Genomic DNA, 21,676 nt, shown 5'->3' on the forward strand with positions numbered 1-21,676 from the left:
GCGCGGCTTCACGCCAACGCGATGGCCGCGATCAGCCGGCCGTAGTCCGGCTCGCTGCGGTGCACCGTCCGCCGGTAGCTGTAGAAGCGGGTTTCGTCGGCGTAGGTGCACAGGCCGAGGTCCACGAACCGGCCGATGCCGGATCGCCCCATGCGGTCTGCGATGTAGGCGGGAAGATCGAACATCGCATGGCGCTCGCGCGCCGACGGCGTGAAGTAGCGGGCGTTGGCCGGGTCGACGTCGAGGAAGCGCTGCGAGAACTCCGGGCCCACTTCGTAGGCCGCGCGGCTGATCGTCGGGCCCAGCACGGCCACCGTGTCGGACCGCCGGGCGCCGAGCCCCTCCATTGCCGCCAGGGTGCTTTCGATCACGCCGGTGAAGGCCCCTTTCCAGCCCGAGTGGCAGGCCCCGATGACGCCGGCCCTGGGATCGGCGAACAGGATCGGGCCGCAGTCGGCGCTGGCGACGGCGAGGGCCAGGCCGCGCTCCGCGGTCACGAGGCCGTCGGCCTTGGGGCGGTCGCCGGGCCAGGGGCCACGGGCCACCACCACGTCGGGCGAATGCACCTGGTGGACGTTGACGAGCCGCTCGGGGGCGACGCCCAGGGCTGCCGCCATGCGGGCGCGGTTCTCGCGGACGTCGGCCTGGTCGTCGCCCGAACCCTGGCCGCCATTGAGGCTCGCGTAGATGCCCTTCGACACGCCGCCCTCGCGGGTGAAGAAGGCATGGCGCACGCCGGGAAGGCTCAGCGGCTCGGCCTCGATCCGACCGGGGAGGGGATGGTCGATGGCGCTCACGATGATTCTCCACCTGGGGACCTGGACAGTTCCCCGGCCTGCGGGACGCTGTCAAACCCGGCCGGGGTGCCCAGGCCGGCCTGGGTGACCGCGAGCACCTTGAAGAGCGAACCCATGCCCGCGGGCCCCTCGTCGGTGAGGCGGGCGAGGGCGCGGCGCTGGGCCTCGCCGCCGTCCGCGGCGCGGCGCGACAGCGCGGCCGCCCGCGCCGCGATCCCGAGCTCCCGCAGGAACGCGCCCTGTCCGACCGGGCCGTGGACGGCCGCACCCGCGCCGCGCGCCGCGACGCCCAGCGCGTGGAAGTCGACGTGCACGGTGAGGTCGGCCTCCCCGGGATCGGCGAGGACGTCGACGAAGGCGTGCCGCTTCAGGGCCTGGAGCGTGTCGCCCAGGGCCGGGCCCTCATAGCCGTAGTCGATGGCGAGCATCGCTCCCCCGGTCGCGGCGATGCGGCCGGCCAGCGTGGCGGCGATGCGCGTGCCCAGCTCGTGGAGTTCGAGCACGCCTCCGTCGGGACCGGCGGGAGCCGAGGCCGGGAAGGCCTCCGGCGCGAGCCCGAAGATCAGCCCGCCGGCGTCGTCGAGCCCCACCAGCCGCTCATGCCAGCGGCCGCCCCTGGCGACGATCTGGCGCACCGGCAACGCGTCGAAGAACTCGTTGGCGACCACGAGGAGGGGACCGTCCGGCAGGTCCTCGATTCCCGCGTGCCAGGACACGGCGACACCCGCCTCCGCCAGCGTGGCACGCTGCCTCTCCCGCAGGACGGGACTGGTCTCGACGAGATGGACCTCGAGCGCGTCGCGGAAGCCCGGCACGATGCGGGCGGCCCGCAGCGCATCGGCCATCAGCGTGCCGCGGCCGGGCCCCAGTTCCACCAGCAGCACGCGGCCCGGCCTGCCCATGCGCTGCCACGCGTCGGCGCACCACAGCCCCACGAGTTCGCCGAACATCTGCGAGATCTCGGGAGCCGTGGTGAAGTCGCCGTCCGCGCCGAAGGGGTCGCGCGTCATGTAGTAGCCGAAGCGCGGATCGCCCAGGCAGAGCGCCATGTAGCGCGCCACCGTGATGGGGCCCTCGACCGCGATGAGCCGCGCGAGTTCCGCGTGCAGCGGGGTCACGTGCCGGCACTCTCGCGCCGGGCCCGCCGGGAATAGGCCACCAGCACGAGCCCGGCGGCGATGAGGGGCAGCGACAGCAGCATGCCCATGGTCGCGCCGCCGAACAGGTAGCCGAGCTGGGCGTCTGGCTCGCGGAAGAACTCGCAGGCGATCCGCGCCAGCCCGTAGCCGATCCCGAACAGACCGGAGACGAGGCCCGGCCGGCGCAGGGCACCGCCGCGGATCGCCAGGGCGAGCACCACGAACAGCACCAGGCCCTCGAGGGCCGCCTCGTAGAGCTGGCTGGGGTGGCGCGGCACGGGCCCGCCGTTGGGGAACACCATCGCCCAGGGCACGTCGGCGGCCCGGCCCCAGAGTTCGCCGTTGATGAAGTTGGCGATGCGGCCGAGCAGCAGGCCGATCGGTGCGACCGCGGCGGCGACGTCGGCCAGCGACAGGACCGGCAGGCCGCGGCGCCGGGCCAGGACGACCAGCGCCAGCGCGCAGCCGAACAGGCCGCCGTGGAAGGACATGCCGCCCTTCCACACCGCCAGGATCTCGCCCGGGTTGGCGAGGAAGAAGGGCAGGTTGTAGAAGAGCACGTATCCCGTTCGCCCGCCGATCACGACGCCAAGCGCCGCATAGACGAGAAGGTCGTCGAGGTGCTCCGCGGTCGGGCGCACCCGCCCGCCCCATAGGGCTTCCGTCGCGGCGAGCCTTCGCGCGTAGAGCCAGCCGCCGATGAGGCCGACGACATAGGCCAGCGCGTACCAACGGATGGCGAAGGGCCCGACCTGCACGAGAACGGGGTCGATCACCGGAAACGGAATCGCGAGGGTGATCATGCGGGACGGCACATCCTGGCTGGCGCGGACGGCTTGCCCGCACGCCCTGCATGCGACGCATGCCGCGGAGCGTCAAGCTGAGGCCGGACGGGGCAGCAGCGCCGGCGGGGTGCACGGCTCGCGGCAGACGTGCTAAAGCAGGCCCGCGAGCGGCGACGCAGGCCCGCCTGAAACGGCGGGGACGGCAGGCGCGGCTCGGGGACGGGCCGCTTCCTGGCGGGGCGGCCGGTCCGGCTGGAGTGGAGGGACGCGGCGCCTTTGCCGCCCTCGCAAGGAGACGACCCATGGCCCAGAACCGCATCCTCGACGACATGGCGCGCCTCTTCACGGACGCGGCCGGCATGGCCCAGGGCGTGCGCCGCGAGGCGGAGGGCGTGATGAAGGCGCAGCTGGAGCGCCTCATCCGCGACATGGACGTCGTGAGCCGCGAGGAGTTCGAGGCCGTGCGCGAGATGGCTGTTCTCGCGCGTGAAGAGAACGAGCGGCTGGCGGCCCGCATCGCCGCGCTCGAGGCCCGCATGGGCGCCTCGTCGGGGGACTGATCGACCCCCGCGCGGACCCCGCCGCGGACGATCGCTTGTGGACGGACGGACCGTGCCGATTGTCGCGGGACCCCGAATCCAAGACGGTCCAACTCGCTCGTTGTGCGGCACGACTCGCCCGCGCTATCGTCGGAACAGGAAGTGATTCGCCGGCTTAGTCACAGAGATTCAATGTGAATCTCGGGTGGCGGCGAATGTGGTGTCCACCGGGGTTCTTCGCCCCGGAGGCAACGTGTTCCGGTGTTTGTGTGCGACCGCGTACCCACGGAACCAGCCACTCGAGCCGGGGAACGGCATGGCCGCCATGGAAGTCGAAGTCGTCGAAAGAGCAGAACATCCGCTGGACGTGGTAGAGCGTCTTGCGAACACGCATGACTGGAGGTTCGACCGCGCCGACGAGAACGAGATCTCGGTTTCGGTGACGGGTTCATGGTGCGAGTACCACGTCGCGTTCACCTGGCTCGACGACATGGAGGCGCTTCACGTCGCCTGCGCCTTCGACCTCAAGATTCCCGTGCGCCGTCGTCCGGACTTCATCGAACTGGTGTCGCTGATCAACGAGCAGCTCTGGGTCGGCCATTTCGACCTCTGGAATTCGGAAGACGTGGTGATGTTCCGCCACTCCCTGCTTCTGGCAGGCGGGGCGGAACCCAACGGCCGGCAGTGCGAGAGCCTGCTCAAGGTCGCGATCGATGCCTGCGATCGCTATTACCAGGCGTTCCAGTTCGTCCTGTGGGCCGGCAAGACGCCGCGCGAGGCCCTGGAAGGCGCCATGTTCGAGACGGCCGGAGAGGCCTGATCGTCCGGGCCGTCGCCCGGGGTGACAATTCGCCTCGTTCTCCTGCATAAAGCCATCGACGGTGCACCGCCGGCGCGGTGCGGTCTGTGCAGTGAGGCGCCGCGATGGCCGATCTTCCTTCCTCGCTCGTGCTCGTGGGCTGCGGCAAGATGGGCGGGGCCATGCTGGAAGGCTGGCTCCGCATGGGGCTGTCGGCCGAGACCACCACGATCCTCGACCCCCATGCCTCGCCGTCGCTCGTGGCGGCCTGCGAGCAGCACGGCATCTCGCTCAATCCGAGCCATGAGACGATCCGCCCGCCGGAGGTCCTCGTGCTCGGCATCAAGCCGCAGATGCTGGACGACGCGGCGTCTTCGCTGAAGGATCTCGTCGGTCCGCAGACCATGATCGTCTCGATCCTGGCTGGCAAGACGATCGCCAACCTCGCCGAGCGCATCCCGGCCGCGAAGGCCGTCGTCCGGGCCATGCCGAACCTGCCGGCGTCCGTGCTGCGCGGGGTGACCGGGGTGGTGGCGAACCCGGGCACGAGCGCGGAGCAGCGCCTGGTGGCCGAAACCCTGCTCTCGGCCGTCGGACGGGTCGAATGGCTCGAGCACGAAGGCCTGATCGACGCCGTGACGGCCGTGTCCGGATCCGGCCCGGCCTATGTGTTCTACCTCACGGAGTGCCTGGCCAGGGCGGGCACCGCCGCGGGGCTGCCGGCCGATCTGGCGGAACGCCTGGCGCGCGCGACCGTGGAGGGGGCTGGCGAACTCTTGCACCGGTCCGACCTCGCCCCGGGAACGCTGCGCGAGAACGTGACGTCCCCCGGCGGCACGACGGCGGCTGCGCTGGCCGTCCTCATGGCGGCGGACGGGCTCGATCCGCTCATGCGCGATGCCGTGGCCGCGGCGCGCCGGCGCGCCGAGGAACTGTCCGGCTAACGCCGCGCGTCTTGCGACGGCAGGTCGCAAGCCTTTGTCGGGCCACACGGCGGCCCTATCTTCATCCTCACGAGACAGTGCAGGAGGCTGACATGGCCAAGACTCCCGGTTCCAAGACTCCCGGTTCCAACACACCTGGTTCCAAGATGCCCGGAAGCAAGCGCGAACCCAAGGGCCGGCCCGAGACGGAGGCCGTGTCGGCGGGTTCGGCCGCGCCCCGGGCCTCCGCGCGCGACCGGATCATCGACGCCACGCTGGCCCTTGCCGCCGAGCAGGACTGGGACGAGGTCGACCTGCGCGCCATCGCGGAGCGGGCCGGCGTCACGCTCTCCGAGTTCCGCGACGCCTTCCCCTCCAAGGGAGCGGTCCTGGCCGGGCTGTCCCGGCGGGTGGACCGGATCGTCCTGGACGGCACCGGCTCCGAACTCGACGGCGAGCCGGTCCGCGAGCGCCTGTTCGACGTCATGATGCGGCGGCTCGACGCCCTCACGCCCTACAAGGAAGGGCTTCGTGGCATCGGGGCGTCGGTTCGCCGCGATCCGCTGACGCTGGGCGCGCTGAACCAGATGGCGGTCAACTCGATGCGGTTCATGCTCGCGGCCGCCGGCGTCGACACCAGCGGTCCGATGGGCATGGTCAAGGTCCAGGGCGCCGTCCTGATCTGGGGCCGGGTCATGGACGCGTGGTTCCACGACGAGGATCCGGGCCTGGCCAAGACCATGGCGACGCTCGATCGCGAACTCCGGCGCGGCGGCCAGTTCGTGTCCGGCCTGAACGACCTGTGCAAGCTCGCATCGCCGCTGCGCGCCTTCTTCGACCGCGCCGCGGAAGGGGGCCGCCGCTTCCGGGAGCGCCGCCGCGCCAGCCCGTACGACGATCGCGACCCGCGCGACGACGACTACGCGACGGCCGTTTGAGGGGCGACCATGTCCGACATGCCGGCGGCGGAGACCATCCGCTACGATGACTTCCTGAAGGTCGACGTTCGCGTCGGCACGGTGGTCAGCGCGGAGCCGTTTCCCCAGGCCCGCAAGCCCGCCTACAAGCTCACGATCGACTTCGGCGGCGACATCGGCATCAAGCGCTCGTCGGCCCAGATCACCGTGAACCACCGCCTGGAGGACCTGGTCGGAAGCCAGGTCCTGGCGGTGGTGAATTTCCCGCCACGGCAGATCGGGCCCTTCATGTCCGAGGTGCTGACGCTGGGCGTTCCCGACGCGGCCGGCGAGGTGGTGCTCATCCGCCCCGACCAGGCGGTGCCGAAAGGCGGGCGGCTCTACTGAGAGCGTCATCCGACGATGTCGGGGGTCTTCCAGCCGATCGACTGCCCCGCGTCGACGCACAGGGTCTGGCCCGTCACGCTGCGGGCTTGCGCCAGATAGAGCACGGCGTCGGCGATCTCCCCCGGGGAGACCGCGTGCTGCAGGGGCACGCCGGCCACCTCCTGGGCCATGCCGGCGTCGCCGTCATGGACGTTGGCCAGCGTCGGCCCCGGTCCGACGGCGTTGACCCGGATGCGGGGCGCCAGCGCCTGGGCCATCGTCGTCGTCGCCGCGTGCAGGGCCGCCTTGGTCAGGGTGTAGGAGAACACCTGCGGCGTGAGGCGGCGCACCCGCTGGTCCACGATGTTGACGATGGACGGCGCGTCGCCCGAGGCCACGCCCGCGAAGGCCGAGGCGAGCAGGGCGGGGGCCCGGATGTTGACCGCGAACTGGCGGTCCCACAGGGCCGGATCCAGGGTCTCCAGCGTATCCTTGTCGAAGGTCGACGCGTTGTTGACGAGGAGGGACAGTCCACCCAGCGCGGCGGCGGCCTCACTCACGAGCCGCGGACAGGTGGCGGCCTCCGAGAGATCCCCCTGCACCACGACTGCGGTCGTGCCTGACGATGCGAGCCGGGCGGCGAGGTCGTCGGCCTCCTGCCGCGATGTCCCGCAGTGGATCGCGACGGCATAGCCGGCCTCCGCCAACCGCTCGACGATGGCCCGGCCGACCCTGCGGGCACCACCCGTCACGAGCGCCTTGCGACCGCTCATTCGAACCCCCGGGCGCGCGCCTTGGCGAGCCGCTTGGCTTCCAGGTGCTTGGCCACGCGCAGGTAGCGGTAGAAGGCGAAGTTCATCGCGGTCATGAACCCGTAGGCTCCGCGCAACGCGTGGCGGCGAAAGACATAGGCTTTGACGAAGTTCGCCGGGAACTCGAGCAGCAGCCGCAGCACGGACACGCCGTCTCCGCGGGCCTCCATGTCGGCCACCAGGGCGTCGGTGTAGGCATTCAGCTTGGTCATCTGGTCGCCGAGCGATCGCACCGAGAAATGATGGATCGTGCCCTTCAGCTTGGCCACCCGCGCGCCCTGCGCGAGATCGACGCGGTCCCAGACCGGCGAGGCAGAATAGGAGCCCTTGTCGCGTCGGTAGAGGCGCACCGGCGAAAGCGCGTAGGCGAAGCGGTGCGGCGCGCCCTCGCCGGGAAAGATCTCGGCGATGCGGATGCGGTAGGCATCGGCCGCCGGGCCGTCCCCGGAGAACAGCGCGCGGATCTCGGACGCGAGATCGGGGGGCACGACCTCGTCGGCATCCAGGTTCAGGAGCCAGGGGTGGCGGCACAGCGTCTCGGCGTGGCGCTTTTGCGGACCGTAGCCCTCGAAGGCGTGCTCGACCACGCGCGCGCCGAGACTGGCGGCCAGCTCCCGCGTCCCGTCGGTGGAGCCGGAGTCGACCACCACGATGTCGTCGCTGAGGTCGCGGACCGCGCGCAGCGTCCGGCCGAGGCGGTCGGCCTCGTTCTTGGCGATGATGAAGATGGAGAGGGGAAGCGGGGTCGTGTCGGTCATGGTCCGCCGTCTGTTCACGCACGCATGACACGGGGGCGCAGACGCGACAAGACGCAACCCGTTTCAGGACGGCCGGCAGGGCGGGCCCTTTCACCTTCCGTTAACGCAGATGAACGGGGCGTTGAGCGCTCCCGGACAAGTTGAGAGATTGGTTACCCTGAATTTCGGTTAGGGTTAAACAAAGCGAAGCTTTGGCGTATCCAGATCGCGAGGCGGCATTCCGGCCGCACAACGAGGATTCAGCCATGAAAGCTCTCCGCACCATCGCCCTCCTGGCGGTCGCCGCGTTTGCCGGCACGGACGCGGCCCGGGCAGCGGATCTTCCCCGCCGCACGGATCCTTACGCCCCGGCCCCGTCCTACGCGCCGTCGCTCTCCAACTGGCAGGGCTTCTACGTGGGCGGCCATCTCGGTGGCGGTTTCGGCAAGGCAGGCCCCGTGGACACGTCCGGCCTCCTGGGCGGTGCCCATGCCGGCGTCAACGTCCAGTACGACCGCTTCGTGGTCGGCGCGGAAGGCGACTTCACCTTCTCGGGCGTGGGCAACAACAGCTTCACGGAGCGCGCCCGGCACGACTGGCTCGCGTCGATCCGCGGCCGCGGCGGCTACTCGTTCGGCAACATCCTGGCCTACGGCACGCTGGGCTTCGCGTTCGCGGACGTGAACTACCGCAGCATCCTGGGCCGGGCGAGCGACACCACCACCGGGTGGGCCATCGGCTTCGGTGCGGAGATGATGGTGACGCCGAACGTGACCATCCGCGCAGAGTATTTGAGGTATGAACTCGGCAGCACGACTTACCCCTCGGCCATCGGTCCCGTACAGATCGATAGCAGTGTGAACGTCATTCGCGCGGGTGCCAGCTACAAGTTCTGATCGCTCTAGTTCGCGAAATCATCGCGAGAACTGTCCCGCCTCGGCGGGATGGTTCTTGCGTTGCCCATAACTGTGTCTCGTTTGCTACGGTTGGGGAAAGTTTTGGTCGAAATTGTCACGAGCTTGACCGAAGCTGTCCACGATCCTGCCACGATCACGGTTCAAACCGAAGGGGACGCCGGTGCCTGGGGGGCCGGCCGTACCTGTTTCCTTCCCCGGAGCCCTAAGGCTCCCGCCCCTGTGAGACTGTTCCGGAGTGAACCCATGAAGAAGACCACCCTCGTCGGCGCCCTCGCGCTCGGCCTCCTGTCGACCTCGGCCTTCGCCGCCGACCTGCCCAGCCGCAAGATGGCCCCGGTCGCCCCGGTGACCTATGCTCCGGCCTTCACCTGGACCGGCTTCTACGTCGGCGCCAACGCCGGCTACGGCTTCGGCCAGATCACGAAGGCGGGCACCCTGTTCAACGATCCGTCGGGCTTCGTTGGCGGTGGCCAGATCGGCTACAACTACCAGATGAACAACATCGTGTTCGGCCTCGAGGGTGACCTCCAGTACGCCGATCTGCGCGACAAGGTCAGCCCGGCCGGTCGCCTCGCGGGTCTGCCCGCCGGCACGAAGAACGGCATCGAGTGGTTCGGCACGGTCCGTCCGCGCGTCGGCTTCGCCGCTGACCGCGCCCTGTTCTACGTGACGGGCGGTCTGGCTTACGGCAACCAGAAGCTCAACGTCCCCGGCGTCGGCTCGGGCGACAACGTCAACATCGGCTGGACCGCCGGCGCTGGCGTCGAGTACGCCTTCACCAACAACTGGACGGCCAAGGTCGAAGGCCTGTACGTCAACCTCGACTCGCACAACTACGTCGTGACGGCGCCCTCGACCAAGTCGGGCACCGAGTTCGGCCTCGTGCGCGCCGGCGTGAACTACAAGTTCTGATCCGCTTTCGAGCCGATCGTTCGAGGAGGGGCCCGGTTCAGCCGGGCCCCTTTTCGTTGGGCGCTCCTTGCGCGGCGACACGGCGGGCGGATGGCCCTAGCCGTCGCGCCATGGAGGGCGAACGTCACTCCCGCGAACGGGCGCGGTTGCCGGGAGTGGATGGGCCAGCCCGCGGGGCCCGCCGGACTCAGCCCTTGAAGCGGGTGTCCTCGAAGGCCGGCACCCGCGCCGCGAAGGCGTCGAGCCAGGACACGAGCTTCGGGTAGCTCGCGCGCCAGCGCCCTTCGAAGCGAAGGTCCAGATAGCCCAGCGCACAGGCCAGCGCGATCGGGCCGATGTGCGGCCGCTCGCCGATGGCGGGCGGGGACGCCTCCAGGGTCGTCAGCGCCCGGTCCACCTTCTCCTGCTGGTAGGCCACCCACTTCGGGTCCCGCCGGCTCTCGTCCCGGAAGCGCCCCTCGTAGACCTGCAGCAACGCCGCATCGAGGATGCCGTCCGCCAGCGCCTGCATCCGCAGGGCCGCGAAACGCTCCGGCCCCTTCGGGATCACCACGCCTCCGCCGGCCCGCTCGTCGACCCACTCGACGATGACGCGCGAGTCGAACAGCGTCTCGCCGTCGTCCAGCACCAGCGTCGGGATCTTGCCGAGCGGGTTCTGGATCCGAAGGGGATCGTTCGGGTTGGTCGTATCGGCCGTTTCAACGGTCAAGCTGTCCGACAGCCCGGCGAGGCTGACGGCGATCTTGACCTTGCGGCCGAAGGGTGAGGCTGGAGACGACTTGAGGACGGGCACGACTGATCCTTGGCAGAGTCCGTATGACCCTGCCGATCATGGCACGCGCTTTGGCCGCTGTCAGTCGTTCAGGATGACCAGGTTGACGGCCTTCGGACCCTTGCCCTTCTTGTCGGGCTCGATCTCGAAGGTCACCTTCTGACCCTGGTCAAGCGTCTGCAAACCTGCACGCGAAACGGCTGTGACATGAACGAAGATGTCCCGACCGCCATCGTCCGGCTTGATGAAGCCGTAGCCTTTTTCGGTATTGAAGAATTTCACCACACCCTGCTGAGGCATGCTTATCGCTCCACCTGGCCGGGCCCGTGAGCCCGTCTTCGTTAGCGCGGCCCCCCGCGCCTCGTGCATGGGGATTCGGCCGACCATGCCTCTGCTGCACCCGTGCGAGGGGTGCAATCATCCGCACCTCCGGTCAGAAGGATCCACGCGCACAACTTCATTATGTCAACGACTTTGATCTGTTATGCAAGAACAAATCAGATTTCAGGGCCGAGGGTGATGGCCATCAATGGTCTGAAATCGGTTACACAGCGTCTAGTCAACAACGCTGACCTGTTGTGCCACCGCGTGAGCGGTTTAGATCGAAACCGTTGGTTTGCGGGTCAGGTCTCGCCCGTGAGCCATTCACAGCGGTACGGCGCACGATTGCCCTGCCGAAGTATAGAGGCCAGCGCGGGAAGCATGGTCTGGCACTCTTCAAAGAGTGGCCAAGGCGGATTCACGACCGCCAGTCCGGTGCCACTGAACTCACGCGAGTCATCGCGATCGTTCACCTGGAGCTCAATGCAAAGAACCTTACGTATCTCCGAACGTGAAAGCGTGGCGCGGAAAGCTGAAGCTTGGCTCTTGTCCTTCAGCGGATACCAGGCGGCATAGACACCACTGGGCCACTTCTTCCACGCCGCCGAGAGCAGGGCGGCGAGACGGTCGAACTCGCCCTGCTCCTCGAAGGGAGGATCGATCAGCACGAGGCCCCGCCGCTCGACGGGCGGCACGTAGGCCTTCAGCCCCGTCCAGCCATCGAGCTCGATCACTTTCGCGCGACGATCGTGCTCCATGCGCTCCCGCAGGCGGCGTGCATCGGTCGGGTGCTTCTCGATGAAGATCAGCCGGTCCTGCGCCCGCGCCAGATGCCGCGCGATTTCCGGGGAGCCCGGATAGCCGAGCGGCAGGTCGTAGAGCGCGCGGCATGCCGCGACGGTCTCGAGATAGGGCGCGAGCAGTTCCGCCGCCTTCGGTTCGAGCCGGGCGTCCAGCAGGCGCCCGATCCCCGCATGCCATTCGCCGGTCTTGCCGGCCTCGACCGACCCGAGGTCGTAGACCCCGATGCCGGCATGGGTGTCGATGACACGGAACGGGGCGTCCTTCTGGCCGAGATAGACCAGCATGCGCGCCAGGATGGCGTGCTTGACGACATCCGCGAAATTTCCGGCGTGATAGGCGTGCCTGTAATTCATCCCGCCATCAACCGCAGGCGGGCGCCGGCGTCAACGGACGGCGGGAACCGTGATGTCGCGGGCCCGGCAGCCGCGGCGGTCGACCTCCGGGCAGGAGGTGAAGCTGCGCAGGTCGCGCGTGAAGCAGACGCGAACCTCCTGGAGCACGCTTCCCTTGCAGGCCACGCTCATCATGTCGGCCCGCAGACCCGGGTTCGCCGCCACGAAGGACCGCTCCAGGTCGATGGCGGTCGTCGTCATGGCCGACGTCGGGCGGGCGAGGTCCGGCGGGACCTGGATCTTGTCGCGCGCGCTGCGCACGTCGCGGAAATAGTCGGTCGGACTGCGGCCGGAGCACGTCCCGTGCTTGCGCCACTCGTAGCGGGCGAGGCCTTCGTCCGGGAAAACGCCGCGCGCGGCCTCCAGCGAGAGACGGGAGGGGGTGGGGTTCGCCGGCTGGCATTCCGTCGGAAAGCCACGGTCGAACTGGGGCCACAGGCCGTGGACCACGAACCCCAGTCCGGCCCCCGTCCTGCACTGGTCCCGGCCCTTGCTGTCGCCTTCGGAGGCGCAGAAGCCCGGCGACCAGGACAGGGCCAGGACGTAGAAGTCGAAATCCCCCGGCGTTCCCCCGCGTCGTTCGGACTGGGCGGAGGCCGGGACGGCGCAGGCGAACAAGGCCAGAGCCGCGGCGGCAATCCCGAGCCCCAGGCGACGCGAGGCAGCGATCATGGACCGGGATCCCGCAGGGACGACTGGATCAGGGACGGGCCATCTTGCAGGCCGGCGCGTAAGCGAGGTTGCGGTCGAGGCCGCCCACGCAGAATTCCACGCCCCAGCTCGCGCCGATGATGCCCGTGTCCTCGCCGACGAAGTAGTCGAGCGAGCGGCGCTGACCGTCGGAGGTCGTCACCTCGCCCGTGCAGAACAGGCGCGGAATGTAGTCGAGGCCCCACGGGCGGAAGGCGACGGCCCGCAGGTTCTGGAAGGAGACGATGGTCAGGTTGGAGTTCCAGTACTCCGCCTGGGTGCCGGCGAAGCGGTCCGCGATCTTCGACTGCACGCCCGTGTCCGTGCAGGCCGGAATGGCGGCCGGGCTGGCGCTGTAGGGGATCTTCCAGTTTTCGGCGGGCATCCGCAGGGGACCGTTGCCGCCGGCCTGGGCCGCGCCGAGGGCGGCGATGCTCGCGGTGGCAGCGAGTGTGAGGAGGCGTGCGAAACGCAGCGAGGCAGTCATCCGGTCACTCCACGAGCAGGGGCGCGCCGATCGCGCGGCTCAACGTATCCGGGCGGACGATGCGGGAGTCGGGGGGCGCCGGTCAAGCAGACGCCTCGGTTTGACCTTAATTTTCGGCTCGGCGTTGCGTCGCGCTCACAGCCGGGCCGGCGATTTCAGCCGTTGGTGGGTGGCAGGTGGCCTTGGCGGGCATGGACCGCTGCTTGCGGATGCTGTTTGGTGCGCCCCGTGGAGCGCAGCGAGGAGCGAGGCATGGCCCAGGCGTCGTGGGATTTCTGGATCGACCGGGGTGGCACGTTCACCGACGTCATCGGCCGCGATCCCTCGGGCGTCCTCCACGCCCGCAAGCTCCTGTCGGAGAATCCGGAGGCCTACCGCGACGCGGCCGTGCAGGGAATCCGCGACCTCCTGGCCCTGGCGGAAGGCGAGCCCGTGCCGCGCGGCGCGATCGGCGACGTGCGCATGGGGACGACGGTGGCCACCAACGCGCTCCTGGAGCGCAAGGGGGAACGCACGGCTCTCGTCACGACGCGAGGCTTCCGGGATGCGCTGCGCATCGGGTACCAGGCCCGCCCGAAGATCTTCGCCAAGGCGATCGTCAAGCCCGAGCAACTCTACACCCACACCGTGGAGGTGGATGAGAGGGTGCGCGCCGACGGAACGGTGGAGCGCGAGCCCGACCTCGAGGCCGTGCGCCGCGACCTCGTGGCCCTGCGCGAGGCCGGCATTTCGGCCGTCGCGATCGTGTTCATGCACGCCTACCGCTATCCAGAGCACGAACGGCGCGTCGCGGCTCTGGCCCGCGACCTCGGGTTCCCGCAGGTGTCGGTCAGCCACGAGGTCAGCCCGCTGGTCAAGCTGGTCGGGCGCGGCGACACCACGGTGGTGGACGCCTATCTGTCGCCCATTCTCGCCCGCTACGTCGCACAGGTGGCAGATGCGCTCGACGCCGGCCACGAGGCGGGCGGATCCGGCGCGCGCCTGATGTTCATGATGTCCTCCGGCGGGTTGACGGCGGCCGACCTGTTCAAGGGCAAGGACGCCATCCTCTCCGGGCCGGCCGGCGGGGTCGTCGCGCTCGCCGAGACGGGGCGCGAGGCCGGCTTCGGGCGCGTGATCGGTTTCGACATGGGCGGCACCTCGACCGACGTGGCCCATTTCGACGGGGAGTACGAGCGCGCCTTCGAGACCGAGGTCGCGGGCGTGCGCATGCGCGCGCCCATGATGCTCATTCATACGGTCGCCGCCGGGGGCGGCTCGATCCTGCACTTCGACGGGGCACGCTTCCGGGTCGGCCCGGACTCGGCCGGGGCCAATCCGGGTCCCGCCTGTTACCGGCGCGGCGGGCCGCTCGCCGTGACCGACGCCAACGTCATGCTCGGCAAGCTGGACCCCCGGTGGTTCCCCGCGATCTTCGGGCCCGGCCAGGACGAGCCGCTCGACGTCGCGGCGGTCCAGGCGGGCTTCTCCGCGCTGGCGGCCCGCGTCGGCGACGGCCGGGAGCCCGAAGAGGTCGCCGACGGTTTCGTGCGCATCGCCGTGTCGAACATGGCCGAGGCGATCAAGAAGATCTCCGTGGCGCGCGGCTACGACGTGACGCAGTACGCCTTGAACGCCTTCGGGGGAGCTTCCGGGCAGCATGCCTGCCTCGTCGCCGATGCCCTGGCGATGTCGACCGTGCTCATCCACCCCTATTCGTCGCTCCTGTCAGCCTACGGCATGGGCCTCGCCGACATTCGCGCCTCGCGCCAGCAGGGCATCGAGGCCGCCTTCGGCCCCGACATGCTGCCCATGCTGCTCGACGAGGCCGATCGCCTCGGCGCGGTCTGCCGGGCGGAGGTGGAGAGGCAGGGCGTCGATGCCCCGGGCGTGTCGCTCCAGGTGCGCGCCCATGTCCGCTATGCCGGCACCGACACGACGCTGGAGGTGCCCGTCGACGTCGAGGCTATCCGGGCCGGCGACGGCCCTGGCGTGCTCCGCGCCATGAAGGAGCATTTCCAGGCGGCGCACCGCGCCCGCTTCGGCTTCATCGACGAGGCCAAGCCGCTCGTCGTCGAGGCCGTCGGGGTCGAGGCGATCGGCGGCGGGGCCACCGTCCCGGCCCGCGGCACCGGCGAGGCGCCTCGGCGCGCTCCGCGTCCCGCATCCCGGACCCGGTTCTTCTCCCAGGGGCAATGGCGCGAGGCCGGCGTCTACCGGCGCGAGGACCTCGAGCCGGGCGACCGCATGCCCGGACCCGCGCTCGTCATCGAGCGCCACCAGACCGTCGTTGTCGAGGACGGATGGCAAGCGGACCTCACGGCGCGCGATCACCTGGTGCTGACCCGCGCGGTCCCCCTGCCCAAGCGCACGGCGCTGGGCACGGATGCCGACCCCGTGATGCTCGAGATCTTCAACAACCTGTTCATGTCCATCGCCGAACAGATGGGCGTCACGCTCCAGAACACGGCCTACTCGGTGAACATCAAGGAGCGGCTGGATTTCTCGTGCGCCGTCTTCGACGCGCAGGGCAACCTGGTCGCCAACGCGCCGCACATGCCGGTCCACCTGGGGTCGATGGACAAGTCGGTCGAGACCATCATCCGCCTCAACCAAGGGCGCATCCGGCCGGGCGACGTGTACATGCTGAATGCGCCCTACAACGGCGGTACGCACCTGCCCGACATCACGGTGTGCACCCCGGTCTTCGACGAGGACGAGCGCGACATTCTCTTCTGGGTCGCCTCGCGCGGCCATCATGCGGACGTGGGCGGCGTCTCTCCCGGGTCGATGTCTCCGCGGGCCACGACCATCGAGGAGGAGGGGGTCTACATCGACAACTTCCAGATCGTCGCGGCCGGGCGCTTCCGCGAGGCCGAGACGGTGGCCCTGCTGACCGGCGCCACATGGCCGGTCCGCAACGTCGTCCAGAACGTCAACGACCTGAAGGCCCAGATCGCGGCCAACGAGAAAGGCGCGCGCGAACTGCGCAAGATGCTCGCGGAGTTCGGCCTGCCCGTCGTGACGGCCTATATGGGCCACGTCCAGGACAACGCGGCGGAAGGCGTCCGGCGGGTTCTCGACCGCCTGCGCGACGCCTCGTTCGTGTATCCGATGGACCAGGGCTGCGAGATCCGGGTGCGCATCACCGTGGATCACGAAGCGCGGGAGGCGACGGTCGACTTCACCGGCACCTCGCCGCAGCGCTCCGACAATTTCAACGCGCCGCTGCCGGTGACCCGGGCCGCGGTGCTCTACGTCTTCCGCGTCATGGTCGACGACGACATTCCCATGAACGCGGGATGCCTGCGACCCATCCGCATCGTCGTGCCGGAGGACTCGATGCTGTCGCCGCGCTATCCCGCGGCGGTGGTGGCGGGGAACGTGGAGACGTCGCAGGCCGTCACGAACTGTCTTTTCGGGGCCCTGCAGGCGATGGGCGCATCCCAGGGCACGATGAACAACCTCACCTTCGGCAACGACCGTTACCAGTATTACGAGACGATCTGCTCGGGTTCCCCGGCAGGGCCGGGCTTCGATGGCACGCCCGGGGTGCACGTGCACATGACGAACTCGCGGCTCACCGATCCCGAGATCCTCGAGTACCGCTTCCCGGTGCTGCTGGAGGACTTCCACATCCGCCCGGCCTCGGGCGGGCGCGGCCGGTGGTCCGCCGGCGACGGCACCAGCCGGACCTTGCGCTTCCTGGAGCCGATGGATTGCGCGATCCTGTCCTCGCATCGCAAGGTCCGGCCGTTCGGGCTGGATGGCGGCGAACCGGGGGAATGCGGACGGACGCTGGTGCGGCGCTCGGACGGCCGCGTGGAGGAGCTCGCCGCCTGCGACCAGACGCGCCTGGAGGCCGGGGAGGCGGTGACGGTGATCACGCCGACGGGCGGCGGGTTCGGCCCGCCGCGGCGTTGAGGCTGCCGGTCGCTATCGCCTGACGGGGGCCGGCGGGCGCATCGGTGCGCTCTCCGGCGCATCGACGACGCCCTGTTCGTCGATCAGGTCGCCGATCTCGTCGCCGCCGCCGGGAACGCCCAGCATCAGCGGCTGGCCCGTCGCGGCGAGTCCCTGGGGCCGCGGCGCGAATCCGGATCCGTAGGGCGCCTGGGGCGCCGTGGCGACCGGGCCGGGCCGCGTCGACAGCTGCCCGCCGGCGGCCAGGTAGGCCGGCAGCCGCGGCTCGAATTTCAGGATCGGCTTGCAGATCGAGCGGCCGCGCGCGTGGCGGGCGAGGTCGATGTGGAAGTGGTTGTAGTGCTCGGCATCCGAGCCGGGGCCTAGCACCGTGGTGAAGCGGGCGCACGACCCGACGAACACCTCGCGCAGGAAGTCCTGGTCGCGCGAGGCGCCGCGCCAGCCGCGCTCGACCGTGAGTTCGCGCCCGTCGGCAAAGCGGAAGGCCATGACGTCCATGGCGTTGCCGAAGGAGTGCTCCGACCGCGGGCCGCCAGCCCGGTTGTTCACGCTGCGACAGGAATAGGAGCCGGCCCGCAGCTCGGTGACGCGGCTTCCGAAATAGAGCTGCGCGGCGGGCTGCACGACCTCTTCGATCCAGCCGTCGATGACGGGGATGATCGGGCAGGCGAGGGTGGCCCGGCTCGTCAGCCCCACGGTGCCGTCGGCGAACGCGGACAGCCGGAAAGGCTGCAGCATGCCGCAAGCCCCGGGCCCGGAGATCTCCTTGGCCGGTTCGACCCAGGGGGTGACTTTCACCACCCCCGATGAGAGGCACGTCCGTTCGGCCTCGTCGCGCCACGGCGCGCGCTGCTCGTAGACGAACAGGCCGCAACCGGACATCAGGACGAGGATGGCGGAACAGACGAGATACTGGACAGTCCCGCGTCGCATCCCGGGACAATGCGAGCGGTCACTTTAAGCCTTCGTGAAGCCTGTCCGGGCCGTTTCGTCCCGTCGGGGGACGGGCGGCGGACTGTCCTCGGAAGCTTTCGTTAGGTTTGACGCATGCGAGGCGGGCCGCCCCGGGGAGGGGCGGCCCGCCATGCCTTGTGTCAGGTCAGGCCTGGGCGGGACCCGAGGTGTCGGCGGCCTTGCGGGAGGCCAGGAACTGGTCGAACTCGGCCTTGTCCTTGGCCCGCCGCAGCGTGTCGAGGAAGTCGCCGAAGGCGCGTTGTTCGGCCACGAGGCGATCGAACTCGGCCTGAAGCCGCTTCAACTCCTGGTCCTTGTAGTCTTCGAAGGCGCTGTTGCCGCTGTCGCGTCGCAACTCGCCGCCGCCCCAGCCCGCGCCGAAGGCGCCGCGACCGAATGCCGCAACGCGCTCCTCGCACCGCTCGGACCGGCGGCAGCCGTTGCGCCAGCCACCGTTCCGCCACACCAGGTAGCCCAGAATGGCCAGTCCGACCGGCCAGAAAACAACGAAGCCCGCGACCATCGCCGCGATCTCCAGGGGACGCCAACCGCCACGGCCGGCAGGTGACCAGCCCTCACGCGTCGCAGACCAGGACATCTGTCCCTCCATGTGAATGTGACGAACATTTACATGGCGGTTGCCGGCGTGCCCGTCAAGAGGGGTCGGACGGAATGAGGGTCTGGCTCGATGTCTTCGCCACGGCGGAGCCTGCTCCCCGCTGGGCAACCACCTCTCCGCCGTCTTGCCCGAGCCCGGCCCGGACACCCACGACTTTGCCGGGGCCATCCTGACGTCGTGGATACCGCGCCAAGCCGGCTAGGCCGCGGAGAGGGAACGAAAGCCGGACGCTCAGGTCGAGCCACAAGCTCTCAGAGCTTGCCGGCTCCGGGGGGCAGGCCGAGGAGGCGGCCCGTGCCGGCCATCAGCAGGGCTTCCGTGTCGACCTCCCGGCCCAGCTGCCCGCTTCCGGCGAGCATCGCCAGCCCGTGGGACAGCGCCCAGACCTGGACCGCCAGGTTGCGGGTTTCCTCCGGGGTCCGGTTGCCTCCGCCCAGCGCCTTGGCAATGCCGTCGATCAGCATCGCAAAGGCGTCGCGGGCCGGCGACGACTCCATGTCGTCGGGCGTGGCGCACCACGAGAACATGGCGGTGTAGAGCCCGGGTTGCTCGCGGGCGAACGAAAGATAGGCGCTGCCCATGGCCCGGAAACTCGCCACCGGATCGGACGCGCTGCGCATCGCTTCGCCCAGTCGCTGGCCGAACAGCGCGAATCCTTCCGCGGCGACCTCGGCCAGAAGGGCGTCGCGATCCTTGAAGTGGCGGTAGGGAGCGGCCGGACTGACGCCGGCGATCTTGGCCGCGTCGGCAAGGGAGAAGCCCGCGGCCCCGCGCTCCCCGAGCAGCCGGCGCGCCGCATCCATCAATGCCTCGCGCAGCCGGCCGTGGTGGTATCCACGCCGTGCGAAGGGGCCGCACCCGTCGGGTGGGCCGAAGGGTCCCCGGCCACGCATGGCTGAGCGATACTGGATAAGTCGGGCGGCCGCAAACGTCGGGACCGCCTTGACCCGGGCCACCGCGCCATGACAGAGCGAGCCGGGCGGGAGAATGCCATGGACAAGCGTGCGAAATACATCTTTCCGGTGCTGATGTCGGGGGTCATGGCCTTTCTGATGACGGCCCTGGTCACCGCGCTCAATCTGGGCTTTCCCCCGGACTATCTGTCGCGCTGGCTGCATGCCTTCGTCATCGCGTGGCCCTTCGCATGCATGGCGGCGTTCATCGCCATCCCGGTCGCCCGCCGCGCGACCGACGCCATCGTGAGCAAGCTCGGATGATCTCCCTCCTGTCGATCCTCGCGGACATCGACGCCGGCAGGACCTCGCCGGAGCGCAGCCTCTCGGAGGCGCAGCGCAGGATCGCGGCGGAAGACGGATCGCTCCACGCCTTCGCTTCGGTCGCTCCCGAGCGGGCCTTCGCGCCCCGCCGGCCCGGGCCGCTGCTGGGCATCGCCGTCGGCATCAAGGACATCATCGACACCGCCGACCTGCCGACCGAGATGGGCTGCCCGTCCATCTGGGGCGGCTGGCAGCCCCGCGCCGACGCCCCGGTGGTGGGGCTCGTGAAGGCCGCGGGCGGCGTCGTGGCCGGCAAGACCGTCACGACCGCGCTCGCCCAGCTCGACCCGTCACCCACGCTCAACCCCCATGATCCGGCTCGCACGCCGGGCGGTTCCTCCTCCGGCTCGGCGGCCGCCGTGGCGGCGGGCCTCGTGCCCCTCGCACTGGGCACGCAGACGGGCGGATCGGTGATCCGGCCGGCCTCCTTCTGTGGCGTCGCGGCCGTGAAGCCGTCCTTCCGGCTCATTCCGACGGTGGGCGTCAAGACGCAGGCCTGGACCCTCGACACCGTCGGCCTGTTCGCCGCGACCGTCGCCGACTGCGCCTTCGCCCTCGCCGCGATCTCCGGCCGCGACCTGGCAGTGGACCGCGAACCGGGCGCGCCGGCCATCGGCATCGTCAGGCCGTCGTTCGGCGGGGCGGCCTCCCCGCAAGCCCGCTCCGCGATCGCCACCGCGGCTGCTGCGGCGGAGAGAGCCGGTTGCCGCGTGGTCGACATCGATCTGCCCGCGGTGATGGCCGACGCCTTCGAGGCGGCCGCCGTGATCGGCGCCTACGAGATGCGCGTCTCCTACGATTGGGAGTTCGTGAACCGGAAGGACGACCTGCCGCCGGTTCTCAGGGCCGCCCTGGAACGGGCCGACGGCCTGCGACCGTACGATTACGACCAGGCGCGCGGGCGCGCGAGGCGCGCGAGGACGGCCGTACGCTCGATCTTCGAGGAGGCGGGCGTGGACGTTTTCGTCACCTACGCCTCCGACGGCGTGGCGCCCGGTCGGGAGACGACCGGCGACCCCCGGTTCAATCGCCTGTGGACCCTGCTCGGCGTGCCCTGCGTCAACGTTCCGGGGATCCGGACCCGGTCCGGCCTTCCCCTCGGCCTGCAAGTCGTCGCCCCCTTCGCGCGGGATCAGCGGGCCCTCACCGCCGCCGCGCTGCTTGAAGAGATCTGGCGCGATCTGGAGCCTCTCCCCGATCCGGCTTGACGGTGTCTTTCCGAGACCTGTCAAATGCGAAGGGAATGATCTATTCCCCCGTGGAATACTTCACAGCAGCATGTAGTGGTGCGGGAACCGGCTCCGGCGGGGCGGCGTTACACCTGCGTCCGTCGGGCTCAAGTCGAATTTAAGTTACTTAATATTGAGTGGAGCCGGGTGCCTCGGGACAAAAAGCTTGCGCTCCCGCGGTTCCGTGCTAGCGTTAAAAATGCGTGAAGGTGCCGAAAGGAGGACCATATGGTCATCGCCCAAAGGCTGAACCTGGTAGCCATGTGTGCGGCGTTCGCCCTCGTCGGGGCCGTCGTTCTCGGGCTTTTCTGACGCAGCACCCGCACCGGATCCGGTGCGGCCGGTGGTACCGCGAGGCGGGCACCGGAAGACGGCAGGGCCTGGGGAGGCACCTGCCGGAGCAGACAGGCCAGAATGACGTCCGGTAAACCGGCGCAATGGCAACAGACACGAGAGGGGACGCCGCCGGCCGCTGGCCGGCGGCGTTTTTCGTCCAGCCACGCTGTGGATAACGGGCAAAACTCCACCGCGCGCGAGGCGGTCCGCCGCTGGAGCCCCGTTTCCGGGCGAACCGAAAGGATGAGC

At 69.7% G+C, this 21,676-nt stretch carries 23 protein-coding genes; 10 read left to right on the plus strand and 13 right to left on the minus strand.

Annotated features, from left to right (window positions below):
- Window positions 1-8: 8 nt before the first annotated feature.
- Genes pgeF through lgt form a run of 3 tightly spaced genes read right to left on the minus strand, consistent with a single transcriptional unit; the run spans window position 9 to window position 2,739 of the window.
- Window positions 9-797, minus strand: a complete 789-nt coding sequence (gene pgeF, locus Q0Q47_RS10870; protein WP_293858776.1) for a peptidoglycan editing factor PgeF — start codon at window positions 795-797, stop codon at window positions 9-11.
- Window positions 794-1,915 carry an SAM-dependent methyltransferase gene (locus Q0Q47_RS10875; protein WP_293858779.1) on the minus strand — a complete coding sequence of 374 codons (1,122 nt, stop codon included), beginning with the start codon at window positions 1,913-1,915 and terminating at the stop codon, window positions 794-796. The genes pgeF and Q0Q47_RS10875 overlap by 4 nt, the downstream gene beginning before the upstream one ends.
- Window positions 1,912-2,739 (minus strand): prolipoprotein diacylglyceryl transferase, encoded by an 828-nt coding sequence (lgt, locus tag Q0Q47_RS10880; protein ID WP_293858782.1) that lies wholly within the window; start codon window positions 2,737-2,739, stop codon window positions 1,912-1,914. The genes Q0Q47_RS10875 and lgt overlap by 4 nt, the downstream gene beginning before the upstream one ends.
- Before the next feature lie 284 nt (window positions 2,740-3,023).
- On the opposite strand from lgt, the gene Q0Q47_RS10885 reads away from it, so the two are divergent.
- The 5 genes from Q0Q47_RS10885 (at window position 3,024) to Q0Q47_RS10905 (ending at window position 6,286) form a co-directional block, all read left to right on the plus strand.
- Window positions 3,024-3,281 carry an accessory factor UbiK family protein gene (locus tag Q0Q47_RS10885; RefSeq protein WP_293858785.1) on the plus strand — a complete coding sequence of 86 codons (258 nt, stop codon included), beginning with the start codon at window positions 3,024-3,026 and terminating at the stop codon, window positions 3,279-3,281.
- A 295-nt stretch (window positions 3,282-3,576) separates the two neighbouring features.
- Window positions 3,577-4,080 (plus strand): YbjN domain-containing protein, encoded by a 504-nt coding sequence (locus Q0Q47_RS10890; protein ID WP_293858788.1) that lies wholly within the window; start codon window positions 3,577-3,579, stop codon window positions 4,078-4,080.
- A 104-nt stretch (window positions 4,081-4,184) separates the two neighbouring features.
- Window positions 4,185-5,003 carry a pyrroline-5-carboxylate reductase gene (proC, locus tag Q0Q47_RS10895; protein ID WP_293858791.1) on the plus strand — a complete coding sequence of 273 codons (819 nt, stop codon included), beginning with the start codon at window positions 4,185-4,187 and terminating at the stop codon, window positions 5,001-5,003.
- Between the two features lie 92 nt (window positions 5,004-5,095).
- Complete coding sequence (locus Q0Q47_RS10900) at window positions 5,096-5,920, plus strand: TetR/AcrR family transcriptional regulator (protein WP_293858794.1); 825 nt, start codon at window positions 5,096-5,098, stop codon at window positions 5,918-5,920.
- A 9-nt stretch (window positions 5,921-5,929) separates the two neighbouring features.
- Window positions 5,930-6,286 carry a tRNA-binding protein gene (locus Q0Q47_RS10905; RefSeq protein ID WP_293858797.1) on the plus strand — a complete coding sequence of 119 codons (357 nt, stop codon included), beginning with the start codon at window positions 5,930-5,932 and terminating at the stop codon, window positions 6,284-6,286.
- A gap of 5 nt (window positions 6,287-6,291) precedes the next feature.
- On the opposite strand, the gene Q0Q47_RS10910 is transcribed toward Q0Q47_RS10905, so the two are convergent.
- Both Q0Q47_RS10910 and Q0Q47_RS10915 read right to left on the minus strand, forming a co-directional pair.
- Entirely contained in the window at window positions 6,292-7,038 is a 747-nt protein-coding gene (locus tag Q0Q47_RS10910) for an SDR family oxidoreductase (protein ID WP_293858800.1), read from the minus strand.
- Window positions 7,035-7,835, minus strand: coding sequence for a glycosyltransferase family 2 protein (locus tag Q0Q47_RS10915; protein ID WP_293858803.1), 801 nt, complete (start codon window positions 7,833-7,835; stop codon window positions 7,035-7,037). Before Q0Q47_RS10915 ends, Q0Q47_RS10910 begins: the two co-directional genes overlap by 4 nt.
- 245 nt (window positions 7,836-8,080) lie before the next feature.
- Here Q0Q47_RS10915 and Q0Q47_RS10920 point away from each other — a divergent pair, with 245 nt between their 5' ends.
- Window positions 8,081-8,710, plus strand: coding sequence for an outer membrane beta-barrel protein (locus Q0Q47_RS10920; protein ID WP_293858806.1), 630 nt, complete (start codon window positions 8,081-8,083; stop codon window positions 8,708-8,710).
- Window positions 8,711-8,974: 264 nt separating this feature from the next.
- Window positions 8,975-9,643 carry an outer membrane protein gene (locus Q0Q47_RS10925; protein ID WP_293858809.1) on the plus strand — a complete coding sequence of 223 codons (669 nt, stop codon included), beginning with the start codon at window positions 8,975-8,977 and terminating at the stop codon, window positions 9,641-9,643.
- A 187-nt stretch (window positions 9,644-9,830) separates the two neighbouring features.
- Here the strand turns inward: Q0Q47_RS10925 and Q0Q47_RS10930 are convergent, their stop codons facing one another.
- The 5 genes from Q0Q47_RS10930 to Q0Q47_RS10950 form a co-directional block, all read right to left on the minus strand.
- The gene (locus Q0Q47_RS10930) at window positions 9,831-10,436 is read right to left on the minus strand and encodes a glutathione S-transferase family protein (protein ID WP_293858812.1); all 606 of its coding nucleotides are present in this window, start codon (window positions 10,434-10,436) and stop codon (window positions 9,831-9,833) included.
- A 60-nt stretch (window positions 10,437-10,496) separates the two neighbouring features.
- On the minus strand, window positions 10,497-10,715 hold the full coding sequence (locus Q0Q47_RS10935) for a cold-shock protein (protein ID WP_293858815.1): 219 nt from the start codon (window positions 10,713-10,715) through the stop codon (window positions 10,497-10,499).
- Window positions 10,716-11,038: 323 nt separating this feature from the next.
- Complete coding sequence (locus tag Q0Q47_RS10940) at window positions 11,039-11,893, minus strand: 23S rRNA (adenine(2030)-N(6))-methyltransferase RlmJ (protein WP_293858819.1); 855 nt, start codon at window positions 11,891-11,893, stop codon at window positions 11,039-11,041.
- Between the two features lie 30 nt (window positions 11,894-11,923).
- Window positions 11,924-12,604 (minus strand): ribonuclease T2, encoded by a 681-nt coding sequence (locus Q0Q47_RS10945; RefSeq protein WP_293858822.1) that lies wholly within the window; start codon window positions 12,602-12,604, stop codon window positions 11,924-11,926.
- A gap of 28 nt (window positions 12,605-12,632) precedes the next feature.
- Window positions 12,633-13,109 carry a hypothetical protein gene (locus Q0Q47_RS10950; RefSeq protein WP_293858825.1) on the minus strand — a complete coding sequence of 159 codons (477 nt, stop codon included), beginning with the start codon at window positions 13,107-13,109 and terminating at the stop codon, window positions 12,633-12,635.
- Window positions 13,110-13,361: 252 nt separating this feature from the next.
- Here Q0Q47_RS10950 and Q0Q47_RS10955 point away from each other — a divergent pair, with 252 nt between their 5' ends.
- Window positions 13,362-17,012, plus strand: coding sequence for a hydantoinase B/oxoprolinase family protein (locus Q0Q47_RS10955; RefSeq protein WP_293858828.1), 3,651 nt, complete (start codon window positions 13,362-13,364; stop codon window positions 17,010-17,012).
- Window positions 17,013-17,024: 12 nt separating this feature from the next.
- On the opposite strand, the gene Q0Q47_RS10960 is transcribed toward Q0Q47_RS10955, so the two are convergent.
- The 3 genes from Q0Q47_RS10960 to Q0Q47_RS10970 all read right to left on the minus strand — a co-directional run bounded on the left by Q0Q47_RS10960 (window position 17,025) and on the right by Q0Q47_RS10970 (window position 19,388).
- Window positions 17,025-17,945 (minus strand): extensin family protein, encoded by a 921-nt coding sequence (locus Q0Q47_RS10960; RefSeq protein WP_293858831.1) that lies wholly within the window; start codon window positions 17,943-17,945, stop codon window positions 17,025-17,027.
- A gap of 166 nt (window positions 17,946-18,111) precedes the next feature.
- Window positions 18,112-18,564 carry a DUF2852 domain-containing protein gene (locus Q0Q47_RS10965; protein ID WP_293858834.1) on the minus strand — a complete coding sequence of 151 codons (453 nt, stop codon included), beginning with the start codon at window positions 18,562-18,564 and terminating at the stop codon, window positions 18,112-18,114.
- A gap of 272 nt (window positions 18,565-18,836) precedes the next feature.
- Window positions 18,837-19,388: a TetR/AcrR family transcriptional regulator gene (locus tag Q0Q47_RS10970; protein WP_293858837.1), complete on the minus strand. Its 552-nt coding sequence runs from the start codon at window positions 19,386-19,388 to the stop codon at window positions 18,837-18,839.
- A gap of 189 nt (window positions 19,389-19,577) precedes the next feature.
- Between Q0Q47_RS10970 and Q0Q47_RS10975 the strand changes: the two genes are divergently transcribed.
- Complete coding sequence (locus tag Q0Q47_RS10975) at window positions 19,578-19,802, plus strand: DUF2798 domain-containing protein (RefSeq protein WP_293858840.1); 225 nt, start codon at window positions 19,578-19,580, stop codon at window positions 19,800-19,802.
- The gene (locus tag Q0Q47_RS10980) at window positions 19,799-21,070 is read left to right on the plus strand and encodes an amidase (protein WP_293858843.1); all 1,272 of its coding nucleotides are present in this window, start codon (window positions 19,799-19,801) and stop codon (window positions 21,068-21,070) included. Before Q0Q47_RS10975 ends, Q0Q47_RS10980 begins: the two co-directional genes overlap by 4 nt.
- The last annotated feature ends 606 nt before the right edge of the window (window positions 21,071-21,676 follow it).

The organism is uncultured Alsobacter sp. (assembly GCF_945952055.1).
Taxonomy (GTDB): Bacteria; Pseudomonadota; Alphaproteobacteria; order Rhizobiales; family Beijerinckiaceae; genus Alsobacter.